Here is an 18,208-nt window from a genome sequence, read left to right as displayed (position 1 = left end):
CTTTAACTTGTAGAACTAATTCTTTGTTAGTATTCATTAGCTTTTTAGCTTCAATATCAGCAATATAAGTTGCTGCCCCAAATTCTTGAAACATTTTTAAAACGGTACTTTTACCACTTCCAATACCTCCTGTTAAGCCAATTACTATCATTTTTGAATTAAAAATTCTATTTGATTTGGATACACTTTTAATGAAGAAATAAATTCACTTTTATGCTTAATGATTGGAGTTAAATACTTTATTAAAGTATCACTTTTATACTCATCAAAATCGTAAACAACTGAAAAACTATTTTTTGTAATCTTACTAAAATTTGAAAGTCCTGCTTGATAAACAACCTCAATATCTTTAGGGAATGTGTTAATTTTAACATCAAAAGGGTTATTAATAATTAATACAGGCACCATAAATCTTCCTTCTGTAAACTTATCAACTTCAGCAATTATCTTTACTTTTTCAGTTGAAAAAATCAAATTATATTTTTTAGAAGGTAATTTTAACGCTATATCCTTATTTATATTTTTATGAATATCATGTATTTTAATTGAAGTAGTTCTTATTTCTTGTATAGAATCTACAAATTTTTGAGAACCTGTTACTGTAATTGAATCTGGAATAATTTTCAGCTTATTAATCAAGTTATAACCCAATTTAAATTTAAAATCAATCAAAGGGTTTACAGGAACTTTTTTTGATTTATTATTTCCTAACTCGACAAATATTGTATCACTTAAAACACTAACAACTTCCATTTCCACTGGTAATTGTTCATTTAAATAGGTTAATTGTTGGTTTGGCAACAAATAAAAGTTGGAACCTCTTTTAATACTATTTTTTAAATTTAAGCCGATCTTTTTATTTTTCATTTTATATTTCAATAATGAAAACCCTGGAGCTCTTAATTTCATCTTAATTTCAGAAGTAGGCTTACTTTGCATTAATTTTCCTGTAGGTATATTTTCATACTCAACATTAAATGAAACAGTACTTATTGAAGTTTTTGAAAGTTCTATTAATAACCAAATTATTGAAGTTAACACCAAAATAAATAAAAAAACCTTCGCCTTTCTTTTATTAATTATTGACATTTTAGAATTTTTTACGTTCATTTTTGTTTTTTAATATAAGTATTAAATGTACAAAAAAAGTGAGCCCTAAAGCTCACTTTTGTTTATATATGTACTATTTCCTATTTAATTTGTTTAGGCGCTTGCAATTTTTTACTAAGTTCCATTGAAATAGCTGAACGCTCAAATTTAATTTTACCAGCTCCAGTTTCAACTATTATTGTATTATCGTTATCAACTATATCAGAAATTTTTCCATGAATCCCACTAGTTGTAATTACTTTATTTCCTTTTTCTATAGATGCTTGAAATAATTTCTCGTTTTTTGCTCGTTTCATTTGTGGTCTTATCATAAAAAGATAAATAACCAAAAACATTAGTAAGAAAGGTAACATACCTGTCAAAGAACTCATATCCATTTGTAGTAATATTAATGTAAACATTTATTTTATTTTTAAATTAAATTTATTTATTTTTAGGTGTTACCATTCCTTTAATGCGTATAACCTCTGTAGCTTTTTCCGTATTGGTTTTAAGTGTAATAGATTTATTTTGCATACCTGGTTTTCCTCTTGAATTAAATGAGAATTTTATATCAGCTGATTCTCCTGGCTTGATAGCTTCTTTAGGCCATTCAGGAACAGTGCAACCACAAGATGGTTTTGCACTCAAAATTAATAAATCTACTTTTCCTTTATTTGTAATTTTAAAAGCTCCATCAATAATGTCATCTTCATTTATGGTTCCAAAATCAAATTCAGTATTATCAAATTCAATAATAGCAAAACCTAAATTATTTAATGCATCTCTTTCTTTTGCCGTTTCTAGATTTGTGTCTTTAATCTTTGATGCTGCGTTTTCCTTACAAGAAACAACTACTAAACTTAGTATTGCAATGTAAATTATGGTTATTTTTTTCATTTTAAAAAGTTTTTTTTGTAAAAATATAAAATTATAACAATCCTCTACCTATTTTATTCATTCTTTTTGTAGTCGTAAAATCTTTTAAAATTTTGTCTAAAACTCCATTAATAAAAAAGCTGCTTTTTTCAGTAGAATAATCTTTAGAAACCTCAATATATTCATTTATAGTAACACGAGTTGGTATTGATGGAAATTTTAAAAATTCACAAATTGCCATTTTTATTAAAATCATGTCAATATCGGCAATACGATCCGTATCCCAGTTAGGAGTTTTATCAATTACTTCTTTTTCAAACTCTGTATGATTTAACACTACTTTTCTAAATAAATCAACTACAAAATCTCTGTCATCAATGTCTTTATACAGGTTTCCTAAATGAAAAGCTTGTGCTGGTTTTATTTGGTTTAAAGTTTTAACAATCCATGTATTTACAAATGGTATATCATCAACCCAACTAATATTTTTATCTTCAAAATAATCAGCTAATTTCTCATTTGGAGCAATCACTTCTTTAAATAAAGCTACAATAAACTCTTTTTCTTCTTGAAAAGAAGATTTCTCAGCATTCATAAAAGAAATATACAGTTTGCTTTTTTTAGTTAATTTCAATATTTCATGAATATATTCATTATCTAAAGTCCAATAGTTTAAATTATTAGTATCTAAGTGCGTGTTTAAAGAAACACTTTCACCCAATAATTTAAAAATTTCTAGGTTAATAAATTTGTTATTTGGTTTTAATTCTTCAGCAGTTGCTAAAAACTTTTTTTGAGAAATTTCAATATGTTTCTTTTCCATATTTCTAACTTCAACAAACAATCTAAGCATTAATGCATATAAATCATACATTTTATCAATACTGGCATATAAGAATTTCTCTTCCTTATTTAGGTTGTCACTTTTAGCTTGTAACAATGCATAAACCGATTGCATTACTTTAACTCTAATATGTCTTCTATTTATCATTTAAAGAACTTTGATTTTTGTTTTTAACGTGGCAAAAATACTACTATTTTTTAGAAATTAAATATTGTTTTTCGTTTTTTAAACAAAGTTAAATCTATCTTAAACCAATTAAATTAAAATTTTATTGATGTATCTTCGTGCATTCAAAATTGAAATAGCATTAAATTCTCTATGAAATCTTTACAATACTTAAATAAATACCTAATAAAATATAAATATAGACTCCTTATTGGAATTGTTATTACCATCTTTTCCAAAATGTTAGCTTTACAAGTTCCTCAACTTATAAGAGAATCTGTGAATATTGCTGAAGATTATAAAAATGGTTTGGTATCTGATTTATCTTTTGTAAAATCTGAGCTTTTTAACAACATACTATTAATAGTTGGAGTTGCTTTACTTTCTGGTTTTTTCACATTTTTAATGAGACAAACCATTATTGTTACTTCAAGATTGGTTGAGTTTGACTTAAAAAATGAAATTTATCTTCAATACCAACGCTTATCTTTAAACTTTTATAAGAAAAATAAAACTGGCGATTTAATGAATCGCATCAGTGAAGATGTAAGTAAAGTTCGCATGTACGTTGGACCTGCAATTATGTATACTATGAATATGTTGGTGTTATTTGTTGTTGCAATTATTAAAATGTACGATATAGACCCTGTACTAACAAATTACACATTGTTACCATTGCCTTTTTTATCTATTTCTATTTATATTTTAAGTAGAATTATTAACAAAAGGAGCACTATTGTTCAGCAGTATTTATCAAAATTAACAGCCAACGCACAAGAAACATTTTCGGGAATTAGTATTCTAAAATCCTATGGTATTGAATCTAAAACTATGGTTGATTTTGAGGAGCTTGCAAACACTTCAAAAGAAAAGAATATTGATTTATTTAAAGCGCAAGCTTTATTTTTCCCATTAATGATATTGTTAATTGGGTTAAGTAATATTTTGGTTATTTACATAGGTGGTTTACGTTATATTGAAGGAACAATTTCCTTAGGTGTAATTGCTGAATTTATTATGTATGTAAATATGCTAACTTGGCCTGTAGCCGTTGTGGGTTGGGTAACTTCAATGGTTCAACAAGCTGAAGCCTCACAAAAACGTATTAATGAATTTTTAAATCACACACCCGAAATAATTAATAACAACAGTAATCCTTCTAAAATTGAAGGAGATATTGAATTTAAAAATGTATCATTCACTTATGACGATACAAATATAACTGCTCTTAAAAATGTAAGTTTTAAACTTCAAAAAGGAAAAACATTGGCAATTTTAGGGAATACTGGCTCAGGTAAATCAACTATTATTAATTTAATTGCTCGCTTATATGATGTTAAATCTGGTGAAATTTTAATAGATAATATTCCTACAGAAAAACTCAATTTAAATAACTTACGTCAAAGTATTGGGTTTGTACCACAAGAAGCATTCTTATTTTCAGACACCATAAAAAACAATATTAAATTTGGTGATGAAACAGCTTCAGACACCAAAATTGAACAAGCTGCCAAAGATGCATATATACATCATAATATTATTGAATTTAATAAAGGATACGATACATATATTGGCGAAAGAGGTGTTACATTATCTGGCGGACAAAAACAACGAGTATCTATTGCCAGAGCAATTATTAAAGAACCACAAATTTTAATTTTTGATGATTGTTTATCAGCGGTTGACACCGAAACGGAAGAAATTATATTAAACAATTTATATAACATTAGTAAAAATAAAACAACCATTATTGTAAGTCATAGAATTTCGTCAATAAAAAATGCTGATGCAATTATTGTAATAGAAAATGGAGAGATAATTCAACAAGGTTCACATAACGAGTTAGTTAATATTAGTGGATATTATAAAGAACTTTATGAACAACAACTTTTGGAAAAAGAAATTTAAAAATAGTGAAATAAGTCAAATATTTTTATAGATTTGTGTAGAAATCTAATTATAAGATTAATTAAAAATAGAGAGTTAATTATGGAAAACGAACATTTAGAACAAGAGGAAATATTCTCACAGGTTCTTAGAGCAGGAAGAAGAACTTACTTTTTTGATGTAAGAGCTACAAAAGCTGAAGATTATTATTTAACAGTTACTGAAAGTAAAAAATTCACACATGATGATGGATCTTTCCATTATAAGAAACACAAAATTTATTTATACAAAGAAGATTTTACAGAATTTAATGAAATGCTAAAAGCAGCAACTGATTATATTTTGAATGAAAAAGGAGATGAAGTTATTTCTGAACGTCACCAAAAAGATTTTAAAAGAGCTTCTGAAATAAATAATGATTCTGAAGAAATTAAAAGTACTGAAAGTTTTACAGATGTAAATTTTGAAGATATTTAAAAACTATATTCTTAAATTAAAAACACTTCAAAAGAAGTGTTTTTTTTGGCGTAAAAAAAACCGACTTAGAGTCGGTTTTTTTTATATTTTAGAAATAAAATTTTATCCTAAAACTTCTTTAACTTTATCTGCAGCTTCTTGAAATTCAGTAACTGAAATTACATTCAATCCACTAGCATCAATTAATTGTTTAGCTTCAATTGCATTTGTACCTTGTAAACGAACAATAATAGGAACTTTAATAGCATCACCCATATTAACAAAAGCATCAATAATACCTTGTGCTACTCTATCACAACGTACAATACCTCCAAAAATATTTACTAAAATAGCTTTTACATTAGGATCTTTTAAAATAATTCTAAAGGCTATTTCAACACGTTTTGCATCAGCAGTACCACCAACATCTAAAAAGTTAGCTGGCTCACCACCTGATTGTTTAATTAAATCCATTGTACTCATTGCAAGTCCAGCTCCATTAACCATACAACCAACATTACCATCTAAATCTACATAATTTAAACCTGCTGCATTTGCTTCAACTTCGATTTCATTTTCTTCACGTAAATCACGTAACTCTGCTAAGTCTTTATGACGGTATAAAGCATTGTCATCTAAAGCAACTTTAGAATCTACTGCTAATATTTTATCATCTGATGTTTTTAAAACAGGATTGATTTCAAATAATGAAGCATCCGATTTTACAAAAGCTGTATATAAAGAAGTTACAAATTTTATCATTTCTTTAAGTGCTCCACCTGACAGACCTAAATTAAAGGCTACTTTTCGAGCTTGAAATGGTTGTAATCCAATTAATGGATCAATTTCTTCAGTAAAAATTAAATGCGGTGTATTTTCAGCAACAGTTTCAATATCCATCCCACCTTCTGTAGAATACATAATCATATTTCTACCCGTTGCTCTGTTTAAAAGAACTGACATATAATATTCTTCTGGTTCGTTATCACCTGGATAATAAACATCTTCACAAATTAAAACTTGGTGTACTTTTTTACCCTCAGCAGATGTTTGTGGTGTTTTTAACATCATTCCAATAATACTTTCAGAAATAGTTTCAACCTCTGCTAAACTTTTTGCTAATTTTACTCCACCACCTTTGCCACGACCACCTGCGTGAATTTGTGCTTTAACAACCCACCAACCTGTGCCAGTATCTATAGCTAACTGTTTTGCAGCTTCTACTGCTTTTTTATGATTGTCTGCAACAATTCCTCGTTGTATTCTAACGCCAAAACTGTTTAACAACTCTTTTCCTTGATATTCGTGTAAATTCATTAGAAATTAAGGTTTTATTATATTATATACTGACAAATGTAATAAACCAAACTTAAAATTTATGTTGTAATTGAAAAAAATTTCAGAACAATTACTTAATTTAAAAAATTGTAGAATTTTAATAATTAGAAAGGTACTCCTATGTTATATTTAACAAGAAAATAAAATATATCAAACATTAATCAATTTTTCAATTAGCCTAGTTTACTAATCTTTTTTAGTCTTGAAATATCTAGTATTTCAATGTTTCTATCCAAAACATCAATAATTCTCTCTCTATTGAATTTTGACAAGGTATTAATTACACTTTCTTTTGAATAGCCTAAAATATCCGCCAATTCCTTTCTAAGAACTGGTAACGTATAACTTTTAGAATTATAAATCTCAGAAAATTCCAATAATAAGATTGATAAAGCACCATCTATATTTTTTTGAGATAAGCGAGCCATTCTGTGAAGTAAACCATTAGAAACACCAGACATATGTTTAATTAAAGCTAAAGAAAAATCAGGGTTTGTTTTAATAAACTTCTCAAAAACATCTATATCTATAAAACTAATTTTAGAATTTTCTAATGCAGTAGCAGTAAAATCAAATTTTTTAAAAGCAAAACAACAAACAATTCCAACAAAACAATGTGGTTGAATTAAACCTACTGTATATAACTTATTGTCATTTGACATTTCTATTTTTACCAAACCTTCGGTAACGTACAAAACATTACTAACTAAAACTCCTCTCTTTACAATAATTTCACCTGCTGAAAACTCTAAATCGGTTTTATTACTTACTAACTCATTTTTTTCTTCAGCTGTTAAAATATTTAAACACCCACGAGCATCTAAAAAATCATACTCAAAATGGGTTTTCTTTTGTAAAAAATCTGGCATCTAATAAAACTAAAAAATTAATTCAATTATTTATAGTGTAAAATTACATTATAATCCGTTGATAATCCCATAAAAAAGGATAAAATACACTTATTAAAATCATTAAAATAAAAACCTATAACACAATATCTTTATACTCTAAATATTTAGAAACTTAAATAAAATAAAATTATGAAAAATTTAATACTTTTTTCTTTGATCGCATTACCAGCAATCTTATTTATTGATATTATAGTTATGATAACTATAGGCTGTGTAACATCACTTTTTGGATTTACACAACAATTTTATGAGTGTACTTATTGCAATATCGCTAAATTTGTGTTTTTAATTTCATTTGCAGCCTACTTCATTATCTTAGTAAATGTAAGTTCAAAAACCAACAATACTACCCCATCCTTAAAATAAAATTATTTCAATTATTCAGGATGCATAATTGCATACATAAAGATATATAATCCAATACCAAAAGGTATAATACAATTATTGTAATTAAAATAATTTGGTTAAAATTAAGATTAAATTTACTTGATAAATTTAATTAGTAAAATTTGGGTTATGAAAAATCTAGTTTTAAAATCATTCCTTATAGTCCCCGTAATACTTTTTATTGCAGTTACAGTTGTGAATTATTCTATTATGATTTTTAGGGTATATTTTCAACTTTTTTAGTTTACATAAGGCTTTTATAATTTCAAGTAAACGTGATAAAAATCTATTATAATAGAAATAATAGGATATTTCTCTATATAGGTAAACTTTAATAATAATTTCAACTAAATAATTTCAGAGTTTAAATAAGCTCTCATTTTCTTAAATTTATTCTTTTCTACAAAAATTCTAACTTAAAATTTATCTTCATTTTAAAAATAATTATGATGTGTAACAATCGTTGTTTTTTAACGTCTTTCCTATTATTAACATATATTTAAGAAGGTTTAAATATTATCTTAAATATTTTAGCAACGGCATTAAAATACCTTCAAAAAATTACAATGAAACACTTTTTAATTATTTTTTACTTACTCTTTATTTCGTTTTCTTACTCTCAATCTAGTAAAAAATCTATAAATGCATTAAGAATCACAACAGCACCAATAATTGATGGACTTTTAGATGATGATGCCTGGATAAATGCTGAAATAGCAAAAGATTTTGTAATGTTTAGACCTGGAACTGGAGAAAAAGAACTTGAAAATCAAAAAACTGAAGTTAAAATTATTTATGATGATGAAGCCATTTATTTTGGTGCATTTCTTTATGATGATGATTTAAAAAATATGGCTTTAGAATCTGCTACAAGAGATAACTTTGCGCAAGTTGATTGGTTTGGAGTTATGATTAACACATACAACGATGGACAAAACGATACCGAGTTTTTTGTACAAGCCACAGGAAATCAAGCTGATGCAAAAAGTACAATTGACAGTGAAGACTTTAGTTGGAATGGTGTTTGGACAAGTGCTGTTAAACTAGTTGATAATGGCTGGATTGTAGAAATGAAAATCCCATATTCAGCACTACGTTTTTCTGGTGAAAAAGTTCAAACATGGGGTTTAAATTTTCACCGAAGAATTCAAAGTAGAAAAGAACAATACACTTGGAACTTAATTGATAAAACCAATGGTGCTATTCAACAATACGCTGGTATCTTAACTGGTTTAGAGGATATAAAACCGCCTGTTAGATTAAGTTTTAATCCTTATGCATCATCATCATATACAACTTTTGATGGCTCTAATGATTTTAGTACTAATTATGGTATTGACCTTAAATATGGTATCAATGAAAGCTTTACCCTAGACGCAACGCTTATTCCTGATTTTGGACAAACTGCCTTTGATGATGTCACTTTAAATTTAGGGCCTTTTGAACAACAATATTCTGAAAAAAGATCCTTTTTCACGGAAGGAACTGAACTTTTCAGTAAAGGAGATTTGTTTTATTCAAGAAGAATTGGAAATACACCAACCGCATATTATGATGAATCTAATTTAGCTGAAAATGAAGAATTAATTGAGAATCCTTCAAGCGTTAATATGCTAAACGCCATTAAAATTTCAGGACGAACTAAAAGTGGATTAGGTATCGGTGTTTTTAATGCAATAACAGAAAAAACTGAAGCTAAAATTAAAAATTTAGATACTGATGAAGTTAGAAAAGTAACTACTGAACCCTTTACAAATTATAATGTTGTTGTTTTAGATCAACAATTTAACAAAAATTCATCGGTTAGTTTTGTAAATACCAATGTTTTAAGAAATGGGTCATTTAGAGATGCAAATATTTCTGCAGTGCTATTTAACTTATCAAATAAAACCAATAAATATAATATTAACGGAGGCGTTGGAATGAGTTCTATTAATGAATTTGGAGAAAAATCTAATGGTTTTATTTCAAGCGTAGAAATAGGTAAAATTAGTGGACATTGGCAATATAATCTTGAGCACAATCTTCAAGATACAAAATTTGACAAAAATGATTTAGGCTTTCAAAGAAGAAATAATTTCAGCAATTTTGAAGGGCAATTATCTTACAGAATATTTGAACCAACTAAAAACTTTGATGACTACAGAATAACTTTTTGGAGTGAACTTAATTACTTGTATAAACCAAATACCTACACTGGTAATCATTTAGGAGTTAATTACTTTTTTCAAACTAAAAAAACAAAAATTGCTTTTGGTGGGAATTTTCAAAGTAGCATAGGTAAACAATATGATTATTATGAACCTAGAGTTGATGGCAGGTATTTTATACAAAATACACGTATTTCTGGTAACCAATGGATATCAACTGATTACAGAAAGAAATTTGCTTTAGATCTTAGGATTTTTTACGCTAACAGAATACATGAAAACAACACTTTTATTTATAGTGAGTTTTCACCTAGATTTAGAGTTAATGATCATCTTTCATTTGTCTATTCACTATCTTATTCTAAAGACAATAACGATAAAGGCTTTGTAAATGAATTGGAAGATGGTTCTATAATTTTTGGAAATAGAGATGCAAAGTCTGTTACAAATGCTATTTCTGGAAAATATAATTTTAGCACAAAAGCTGCTTTATCTTTAACCTTCAGACAATATTGGTCACCAGTCACCTATGATGATCAATACTATTTATTAAGTAACGACGGAACATTATCAGAAAACAATTATACTTCAAATCACGATATTAATTTTAATACTTGGAATTTCGATCTTAACTTTTCTTGGGAATTTGCACCTGGAAGTCAGTTAATTGCATTGTACAGAAATTCACTATTTAATGAAGATGAATTTTCAGATTTAAACTTTAAAGACAATTTAAACAATTTATTTGAAGAACCTATGCTTCATAATTTTTCTATAAGAATGGTTTATTATATAGACTATAATAATGCTAAAAAATGGTTTAAAAAAACTAGTTAAACCATATTGATTTTTTTATCATTTATAAACTGATTATTATAGTTTATGATAATTGTATATATTAACATTTATTTAAGATAATTTCTTTCATATGTTAAATATTTTAGCTCTTAAATTCAACTTAGCTATTATAATATATAATGAAGAAATTTTTCTTGATAATTTGCCTCCTATATTTTTCTTATTCATATTCTCAACTTGATAAAAAATCTGTAAATGCCTTAAGAATTAATGAAGCCCCATTAATTGATGGTACTTTAAATGAAGATTTTTGGCAAAAAACTGATATAGCTAAGGATTTTATTATGTTGAGTCCTGGCGATGGCGGAAATGAAAGAAAAACTAATAAGACTACAGTTAAAATAGCCTATGATGATGAGGCAATTTATTTTGGGGCTACTATGTATGATGATAAACCAACGGAAATACCAATGCAATTTGGTGGTAGAGACGAAATTGGAAATGTTGACTTTTTTTTAATAGCTATAAACCCAAATAATGATGGTCAAAACGATACTTATTTTGCTGTAACAAGCACTGGATCTCAATCTGATGCTAAGGTAACTTCAGATGACGAAGATTTTAGTTGGAATGCTGTTTGGGAAAGTGATGTAAAAGTTAATGCTGATAGTTGGGTTGTTGAAATAAAAATACCTTATTCAGCTCTTCGTTTTTCAAATTCTAATGAGCAAACTTGGGGCGTTAATTTCAGTAGAAAAATTAGTAATTTAAATGAAGAATATACTTGGAATTATATTGACAAAAAGAAAGGGATATCAGCACAATATTCTGGTTTAATCAACAATATTAACAATATTAAGCCCCCTACTCGATTAAATTTTTCGCCTTATGCTTCTTCAACCTACACAACATTTGATGGTGATTCTGAATTTAACAACAACATTGGATTAGATTTAAAATATGGTATCAATGAAAGTTTTACACTTGATGTTACATTAATACCCGATTTTGGACAAACTGCTTTTGATAATCAAGTTTTAAATTTAGGCCCTTTTGAACAACGTTACTCAGAAAAACGTTCATTTTTCACAGAAGGAATTGAACTTTTTGATAAAGGAAATCTATTTTACTCGCGAAGAGTTGGTAATAGCCCAGTTGGATATGAAAATATTGAAGAAAATTTATCCAGTAATGAAGAAATAATTGACAATCCTTCAAAAGTTAATATGCTTAATGCTATAAAACTATCTGGAAGAACTAAAAAAGGATTAGGTATTGGGGTTTTTAATGCAATAACCGAAAAGACTTCAGCAAAAATAAAAAATACAGAAACAGAAGAAATTAGGACTAAAATAACAGAACCACTAGCAAATTACAATGTCCTTGTATTAGATCAGCAATTCAATAAAAATTCATCTGTTAGTGTTGTAAACACTAATGTATTAAGAAATGGTGATGGAAGAGATGCAAACGTTACAGCTTTTCTTTTTGATATTTCTAACAAAGGAAGTAAACACAATGCAACAGGAAATTATAAAATTAGTAATATTCTAGAAAATGGTGAAAACACGTCAGGTTATTCTACATTTTTTCAATTGGCTAAAACACATGGAAATTATCAATACGAAATTGCATATTCCGCAAGTGATAACAAATATGACATTCAAGATTTAGGCTATCAGAGTAATAATAATTATGTAAAATACTTTGGAGAGGTTTCTTACCGAATATTTGAACCAACTAAAACTTTTAATAATATTAGGGTAGATTTTGAATGGTTTGTAGGTTACCAAAACAAACCTTACTCCTACTCCAGAAACAACTTTGAATTTAATACTTTTTTTGCTACAATTAATAGGTTTGCATTTGGAGCTAAAATTGAGTCAAATATTGGAAATCAATACGATTTTTATGAACCACGAATAGAAGGACGATTTTTTAAAGAAAATGCACGAATGTTTTCTAATGCTTGGTTTTCTTCGGATTACAGAAATAAATTTGCGGTGGATATGCGTTTCTTTTATCTTAAAAGATACAATGATGAAAATAAGTATTATGGTTTTGAATTTTCACCTAGGTACAGATTTTCTGATAAATTTCAAGTAGTGTATGAATTTGAAACTAGAAAATATTTTAATGATAAAGGTTATGTAGATGACTTAGAAGATGGTAGAATTATTTTTGGAAATCGCGATTATAAATCTATCATAAACACCATTTCAAGTAAACTAAGTTTTAATACTAAATCATCATTAGCACTTTCTTTTAGACATTATTGGTCTCCAGTAAAATACGACTCAAATTATTATGAATTAAATAATGAAGGCGGATTAAATGCTAGTTCTTACAACGAAATTCATGATGTAAATTACAATATTTGGAATTTAGATTTAAGTTACTCCTGGGAATTTGCACCTGGAAGTCAATTAGTTGCCTTATACAGAAATTCTATCTTTAATGAAGACACCCAATCAAGTTTGAATTTTTCAGATAACCTAGACAACCTATTCAAAGAGCCAGTTCAAAATACTTTATCATTAAAGATGGTCTATTATTTAGATTATAACAAACTGAAAACTTGGTTGTAATTCTAATTTAATTATGTATTTTCACGCTATTATTATATACAATGATAGAAGCTAAAAAAATACATAAATTTTACGGAGATTTAGAAGTTTTAAAAGGTGTTGACTTATCTATTAAAAAAGGTGAAATAGTTGCCATTGTTGGTCCTTCTGGAGCTGGAAAAACTACACTTTTACAAATTCTTGGTACTTTAGATAACCCTACAGAATCCAAAAACTCAACCTTAACTATAAACGATAAAAATCTTTTAGAATTAAAGGATAAATCATTATCTAAATTTAGAAATCAACACATTGGTTTTATTTTTCAGTTTCATCAACTACTCCCTGAATTTACAGCATTAGAAAATGTTTGTATTCCTGCTTTTATAGGTAATTCATCAAAAAGTGAAGCAGAAAAGAAAGCAAAAGAATTATTAGATTTTTTAGGCTTATCAGATAGAATTCATCACAAACCAAATGAACTTTCAGGTGGTGAACAGCAACGCGTTGCAGTAGCAAGAGCCTTAATTAACAATCCTGATGTTATTTTTGCTGATGAGCCAAGCGGAAATTTAGATTCAGCTTCGGCAGAAAAACTACACAAATTATTTTTTACACTTCGAGATAAATTTCACCAAACATTTGTAATTGTAACTCATAATGAAGAATTAGCAAATATGGCTGATCGGAAATTAGAAATGAAAGATGGAAAAATCATCAACTAAACTTGAACAAAAATGATTGGTATTATAAGCGCAATGCAAGAAGAAATTCAAGCATTACTACAAGAACTTAAAAACGTTTCAACTACCGAAAAAGGTATGAGAACTTATTATAAAGGTACTTTATTTAATAAAAATGTGGTACTCGTTTTTTCTCGCTGGGGAAAAGTAGCTTCAGCAATAACAACTACTCAATTAATTAATGATTTTAATGTTGATGAGATTATTTTTACTGGTGTTGCTGGTGGAATTAAAGATGAATTAAACATTGGCGATGTTGTTATTGGAAATAATATGTACCAACACGATTTAAATGCAACTCCATTTTATAAAAAATTAGAAATTCCAATTTTAAAAAAGAAATTCTTAAAAACAACGGATGCTACAAAACTTTTAGAAGCAACCAACTTATTTTTAGCAACTTACAATAATTATATAAAAACAACTGATGCTCAACTTTTTGATATCACCGGTCCAAAATTAATTTTCGGAGACATTGCAAGTGGAGATCAATTCATTTCAAGTTTAAAAAAAATTAAAAAACTAAACAAACTAATCCCAAGTGCAACTTGTGTTGAAATGGAAGGTGCTGCAGTTGCTCAAGTTTGTTTTGAATACGATGTGCCTTTTTCCATCATTCGTATTATTTCAGACAAAGCAAATGATAATGCAACTATTGATTTTCCTAAATTTGCTAACTCAATTGCGAGTAATTACGCTTTAGGGATTTTAAAAAACTATTTTGCTTAAATAACTTTTGATTAATTTTAATATCTTTGAAAAACTTTATGAACAATGCAATTTAAGCATCCTGAAATTTTATATGCTCTTCTGCTACTTATCATCCCGATACTTGTTCATTTATTTCAATTACAACGCTTTGTAAAAGTTCCATTTACCAACGTAAAAATTTTAAAAACTATTGAAAAACAAACACGCAAAAGCGCACGTTTAAAAAAATGGTTGATTTTAATAACACGATTATTAATATTTACTTGTTTAATCATAGCTTTTGCACAACCTTATTTTTCGAAATATTCCACTCATCAAAATTTTAATACCACTATTTATTTAGATAATTCATTTAGTATGCAAGCTAAGGGTGAAAGTGGTGAATTATTAAAAAGTGCAGCACAACAAATTATTGAGAACAACATTAACCCTAACAGCACTATCTCATTGATTACCAATGATAAAGTTTTTGAAAATTTAGACACCAAAAGTTTAAAAGAAGAATTAATTAATCTTAAATATTACCCAAACAAAGCAAACTTAAATACCATTATATTAAAAGCTAACAGGTTAGAAGCCAACAAAGAAAACACATTAAATAAATTAATTTTAATATCTGATTTTCAATCTGTTAATTCAATTCAAAAAGCTGATTTTTCAAAAATAAACGCTTCCATAAATTTTGTAAAATTAGTTCCAAAAGAGGTGAATAATTACTACATAGATAGTGTTTCTATTGAAGAAAATTCTACTTCAAATACCATTGTAAACGTATTTATTAAAAGTTCTCAAAAAAGTTCTTCATCTATTCCGGTTTCTTTGCTCAACAATTCAAAATTATTAGGTAAAACAACTTCAAAATTTATAAATTCTAATAATTCAACTGTTCAATTTACCATCCCAAATTCAACAAATTTTATTGGCGAAATATCACTTATTGATGATGCTTTGCAGTTTGATAATAGCTTTTTCTTTTCTATCTCAAAACCTGAAAAAATTAATGTATTAAGCATTGGTAATACTTCTGAGTTTTTATCTAAAATTTATTCTGAAAATGAATTTATTTTCACACCTACTCCTCTTCAAATTTTAAATTACAACAAGATTCAAGATCAACATTTAATTATTTTAAATGAACTTGAAAATATTCCAACAGAATTAATAAATAGTTTGCAAGAATTCACAAAAAAAGGCGGGAGTTTGGTTATAATTCCTTCAGAAAATAGCACTATTAATTCTTATAATTCTTTTTTTCAGAATTTAAACCTTGGAAAAATAACCTCAAAAACTGAAACTGAACATAAAATAATAACCATCAATTATGAGCATCCTTTACTAAAAGATGTTTTTGAAAAAAGAGTTGATAATTTTCAATACCCAAAAACAAATTTACAATACCACGCTAATTTAAAAAATAGTTCATCAATTATAATATTAGATAATAACCAACCATTTATCTCTTCCATAAATAATTTAAATGGTGCTATTTATTGGGTTACTTCACCATTAAACAATAAAATATCTGATTTTACACAATCGCCTTTAGTAGTCCCTATATTCTACAATTTTGCTAAAAAAAGTTTAAAAACAACAAAATTATATTACACTATTAAGCCCGAAAATGATATTGAAGTAAAAACTTCTATTGGAAAAGATAAGGTGTTAAAAATGTTAAATGAAAAAACATCTTTAGAATTTATTCCATTACAAATTAGCTCTCAAAATAAAGTTAAACTAACATTAAATAACCATATTTTACAAAGTGGATTTTATTCAATTTTAAGCGAGAACAAACCTATAAAAACCACGGCTTTTAATTATAACAGAGAAGAAAGTGATTTAAACACCGTACATATAGAATCATTAATTGAAAATAAGAAAAATGTAACTATTTCTTCATCAATTACTGGTGCTTTCAATGAAATTAACAATCAACAAAAAATCAATTGGCTTTTTAAATGGTTTTTAGCATTTTCTGTGCTATTTTTGTTAATTGAAATGCTGATCCTAAAATATTTCAAAAAATGAACCTACTGCTAAAATCTGCTATTATTATTGACAATTCGAGTCCTTTTCACCTTCAAAAAAAGGATTTATTAATTGAAAATGGAATCATCACAAAAATTGCCAATTCAATAAAAAATGAATCTTCAGTTAAAGAAATTAATTTAAATAATCTCCATATTTCACAAGGTTGGTTTGATACAAGTGTTTGTTTTGGAGAACCTGGTTTTGAAGAACGTGAAACTATTGAAAATGGTTTAAATACAGCTGCAAAAAGCGGTTTTACAGCAGTTGCAGTAAATCCAAATACAAATCCTGTAGCAGACAATAAATCGGCCATTGAATTCATAAAAAATAAAGCGAATGGTTTTGCAACTTCTTTATATCCTATCGGAAATCTAACTAAAGGTTCTGAGAGTAAAGACATTGCAGAGTTATATGATATGCAAAAATCTGGAGCAATCGCTTTTGGAGATTATAATAAACCTGTCTCTAACGCCAATCTTTTAAAAATTGGTTTATTGTATGCACAAAATTTTGATGGACTTATTTTAAGTTTCCCTCAAGATAATGCAATTGCAAGTAACGGGTTAGTTAATGAAGAAAAAAACAGTACAAAACTGGGATTAAAAGGCATTCCGTCAATGGCTGAAGAGTTGCAAATTGTACGCGATTTATTTATTTTAGAATATACAGGCGGTAAATTGCATATCCCAACAATTTCAACAAAGAAATCAGTTAAATTAATTAAAGATGCTAAAAAGAAAGGTTTAAATGTTACTTGCAGTGTGGCAGCGCATCACTTAATTTTAACTGATGATGAATTGACCAAATTTGATTCAAACACAAAAGTTTTACCGCCATTACGTACTTTAAAAGATACAAAAGCATTGGTTAAAGGTTTAAATGATGGTATTATAGATATTATCACAAGCGATCATAATCCAATTGATATTGAGCATAAAAAAATGGAATATGAAAATGCTAAATACGGTACTATTGGTTTAGAAAGTTTATATGGAGCACTAAATAAAATTGTTAATACTGAAACTTTAATAAAGTGTTTAACGGTTAACCCTAGAAATAGGTTTAATGTCGGAAGCTTTTCAATTAAAGAAGGTGAAAAAGCAAATTTAACACTTTTTAACCCTGATTTTGAGTATGAATTTGCTGAAGCTGATATTCTTTCTACTTCTAAAAATTCTGTTTTCTTAACTAAAAAATTGAATGGAAAAGTTTATGGAATTATAGCAAACAATAAAATAATACTTTAATTTAT

General features: G+C 27.3%; 15 protein-coding genes. 8 read left to right on the top strand and 7 right to left on the bottom strand.

Annotation, left to right across the window (positions count from 1 at the left end):
• The 5 genes from Q0352_RS10540 to nusB form a co-directional block, all read right to left on the bottom strand.
• A partial coding sequence (locus Q0352_RS10540) for a dephospho-CoA kinase (protein ID WP_299527276.1) occupies positions 1-151 on the bottom strand: 151 nt, incomplete at its 3' end.
• Positions 148-1,110, bottom strand: coding sequence for a YbbR-like domain-containing protein (locus tag Q0352_RS10535; protein ID WP_299527274.1), 963 nt, complete (start codon positions 1,108-1,110; stop codon positions 148-150). The genes Q0352_RS10540 and Q0352_RS10535, both read right to left, overlap by 4 nt.
• 80 nt (positions 1,111-1,190) lie before the next feature.
• Positions 1,191-1,511 (bottom strand): preprotein translocase subunit YajC, encoded by a 321-nt coding sequence (yajC, locus tag Q0352_RS10530; RefSeq protein ID WP_299527272.1) that lies wholly within the window; start codon positions 1,509-1,511, stop codon positions 1,191-1,193.
• A gap of 22 nt (positions 1,512-1,533) precedes the next feature.
• Positions 1,534-1,989 (bottom strand): DUF1573 domain-containing protein, encoded by a 456-nt coding sequence (locus tag Q0352_RS10525; RefSeq protein ID WP_299527270.1) that lies wholly within the window; start codon positions 1,987-1,989, stop codon positions 1,534-1,536.
• 31 nt (positions 1,990-2,020) lie between these two features.
• Positions 2,021-2,959: a transcription antitermination factor NusB gene (nusB, locus tag Q0352_RS10520; RefSeq protein ID WP_299527268.1), complete on the bottom strand. Its 939-nt coding sequence runs from the start codon at positions 2,957-2,959 to the stop codon at positions 2,021-2,023.
• 171 nt (positions 2,960-3,130) lie between these two features.
• On the opposite strand from nusB, the gene Q0352_RS10515 reads away from it, so the two are divergent.
• Positions 3,131-4,885, top strand: a complete 1,755-nt coding sequence (locus tag Q0352_RS10515) for an ABC transporter ATP-binding protein (protein ID WP_299527266.1) — start codon at positions 3,131-3,133, stop codon at positions 4,883-4,885.
• An 81-nt stretch (positions 4,886-4,966) separates the two neighbouring features.
• Positions 4,967-5,341 (top strand): PUR family DNA/RNA-binding protein, encoded by a 375-nt coding sequence (locus tag Q0352_RS10510; protein ID WP_299527264.1) that lies wholly within the window; start codon positions 4,967-4,969, stop codon positions 5,339-5,341.
• Positions 5,342-5,443: 102 nt separating this feature from the next.
• Here the strand turns inward: Q0352_RS10510 and sucC are convergent, their stop codons facing one another.
• Together sucC and Q0352_RS10500 are read right to left on the bottom strand one after the other, a co-directional pair.
• Entirely contained in the window at positions 5,444-6,637 is a 1,194-nt protein-coding gene (gene sucC, locus Q0352_RS10505) for an ADP-forming succinate--CoA ligase subunit beta (RefSeq protein ID WP_299527263.1), read from the bottom strand.
• Positions 6,638-6,831: 194 nt separating this feature from the next.
• Positions 6,832-7,527: a Crp/Fnr family transcriptional regulator gene (locus Q0352_RS10500; RefSeq protein ID WP_299527261.1), complete on the bottom strand. Its 696-nt coding sequence runs from the start codon at positions 7,525-7,527 to the stop codon at positions 6,832-6,834.
• A 995-nt stretch (positions 7,528-8,522) separates the two neighbouring features.
• Here Q0352_RS10500 and Q0352_RS10495 point away from each other — a divergent pair.
• The 6 genes from Q0352_RS10495 to Q0352_RS10470 all read left to right on the top strand — a co-directional run bounded on the left by Q0352_RS10495 (position 8,523) and on the right by Q0352_RS10470 (position 18,203).
• Entirely contained in the window at positions 8,523-10,943 is a 2,421-nt protein-coding gene (locus Q0352_RS10495) for a DUF5916 domain-containing protein (RefSeq protein ID WP_299527259.1), read from the top strand.
• Positions 10,944-11,083: 140 nt separating this feature from the next.
• Positions 11,084-13,492: a DUF5916 domain-containing protein gene (locus Q0352_RS10490; RefSeq protein ID WP_299527257.1), complete on the top strand. Its 2,409-nt coding sequence runs from the start codon at positions 11,084-11,086 to the stop codon at positions 13,490-13,492.
• A 41-nt stretch (positions 13,493-13,533) separates the two neighbouring features.
• Positions 13,534-14,196 (top strand): ABC transporter ATP-binding protein, encoded by a 663-nt coding sequence (locus tag Q0352_RS10485; protein ID WP_299527255.1) that lies wholly within the window; start codon positions 13,534-13,536, stop codon positions 14,194-14,196.
• A gap of 12 nt (positions 14,197-14,208) precedes the next feature.
• On the top strand, positions 14,209-14,943 hold the full coding sequence (locus Q0352_RS10480) for a 5'-methylthioadenosine/adenosylhomocysteine nucleosidase (RefSeq protein WP_299527253.1): 735 nt from the start codon (positions 14,209-14,211) through the stop codon (positions 14,941-14,943).
• 45 nt (positions 14,944-14,988) lie between these two features.
• Positions 14,989-16,953: a BatA domain-containing protein gene (locus Q0352_RS10475; protein ID WP_299527251.1), complete on the top strand. Its 1,965-nt coding sequence runs from the start codon at positions 14,989-14,991 to the stop codon at positions 16,951-16,953.
• On the top strand, positions 16,950-18,203 hold the full coding sequence (locus tag Q0352_RS10470) for a dihydroorotase family protein (RefSeq protein ID WP_299527249.1): 1,254 nt from the start codon (positions 16,950-16,952) through the stop codon (positions 18,201-18,203). Before Q0352_RS10475 ends, Q0352_RS10470 begins: the two co-directional genes overlap by 4 nt.
• Positions 18,204-18,208: the final 5 nt, after the last annotated feature.

Origin of the sequence: uncultured Lutibacter sp. (genome assembly GCF_937891065.1) — a bacterium.
Classification (GTDB): Bacteria; Bacteroidota; Bacteroidia; order Flavobacteriales; family Flavobacteriaceae; genus Lutibacter.
Note: the sequence above shows the minus strand (reverse complement) of the source record. Positions and strands in the feature narration are given on the sequence as shown.

Excerpts from the sequence above, each read along its gene's own strand:
- yajC (WP_299527272.1), bottom strand. The coding sequence starts at position 1,511 with ATGTTTACATTAATATTACTACAAATGGATATGAGTTCTTTGACAGGT.
- Q0352_RS10515 (WP_299527266.1), top strand. The coding sequence starts at position 3,131 with ATGAAATCTTTACAATACTTAAATAAATACCTAATAAAATATAAATAT.
- Q0352_RS10485 (WP_299527255.1), top strand. The coding sequence starts at position 13,534 with ATGATAGAAGCTAAAAAAATACATAAATTTTACGGAGATTTAGAAGTT.
- Q0352_RS10500 (WP_299527261.1), bottom strand. The coding sequence starts at position 7,527 with ATGCCAGATTTTTTACAAAAGAAAACCCATTTTGAGTATGATTTTTTA.
- Q0352_RS10510 (WP_299527264.1), top strand. The coding sequence starts at position 4,967 with ATGGAAAACGAACATTTAGAACAAGAGGAAATATTCTCACAGGTTCTT.
- Q0352_RS10480 (WP_299527253.1), top strand. The coding sequence starts at position 14,209 with ATGATTGGTATTATAAGCGCAATGCAAGAAGAAATTCAAGCATTACTA.
- Q0352_RS10490 (WP_299527257.1), top strand. The coding sequence starts at position 11,084 with ATGAAGAAATTTTTCTTGATAATTTGCCTCCTATATTTTTCTTATTCA.
- Q0352_RS10475 (WP_299527251.1), top strand. The coding sequence starts at position 14,989 with ATGCAATTTAAGCATCCTGAAATTTTATATGCTCTTCTGCTACTTATC.
- Q0352_RS10495 (WP_299527259.1), top strand. The coding sequence starts at position 8,523 with ATGAAACACTTTTTAATTATTTTTTACTTACTCTTTATTTCGTTTTCT.
- sucC (WP_299527263.1), bottom strand. The coding sequence starts at position 6,637 with ATGAATTTACACGAATATCAAGGAAAAGAGTTGTTAAACAGTTTTGGC.
- nusB (WP_299527268.1), bottom strand. The coding sequence starts at position 2,959 with ATGATAAATAGAAGACATATTAGAGTTAAAGTAATGCAATCGGTTTAT.
- Q0352_RS10470 (WP_299527249.1), top strand. The coding sequence starts at position 16,950 with ATGAACCTACTGCTAAAATCTGCTATTATTATTGACAATTCGAGTCCT.
- Q0352_RS10525 (WP_299527270.1), bottom strand. The coding sequence starts at position 1,989 with ATGAAAAAAATAACCATAATTTACATTGCAATACTAAGTTTAGTAGTT.
- Q0352_RS10535 (WP_299527274.1), bottom strand. The coding sequence starts at position 1,110 with ATGAACGTAAAAAATTCTAAAATGTCAATAATTAATAAAAGAAAGGCG.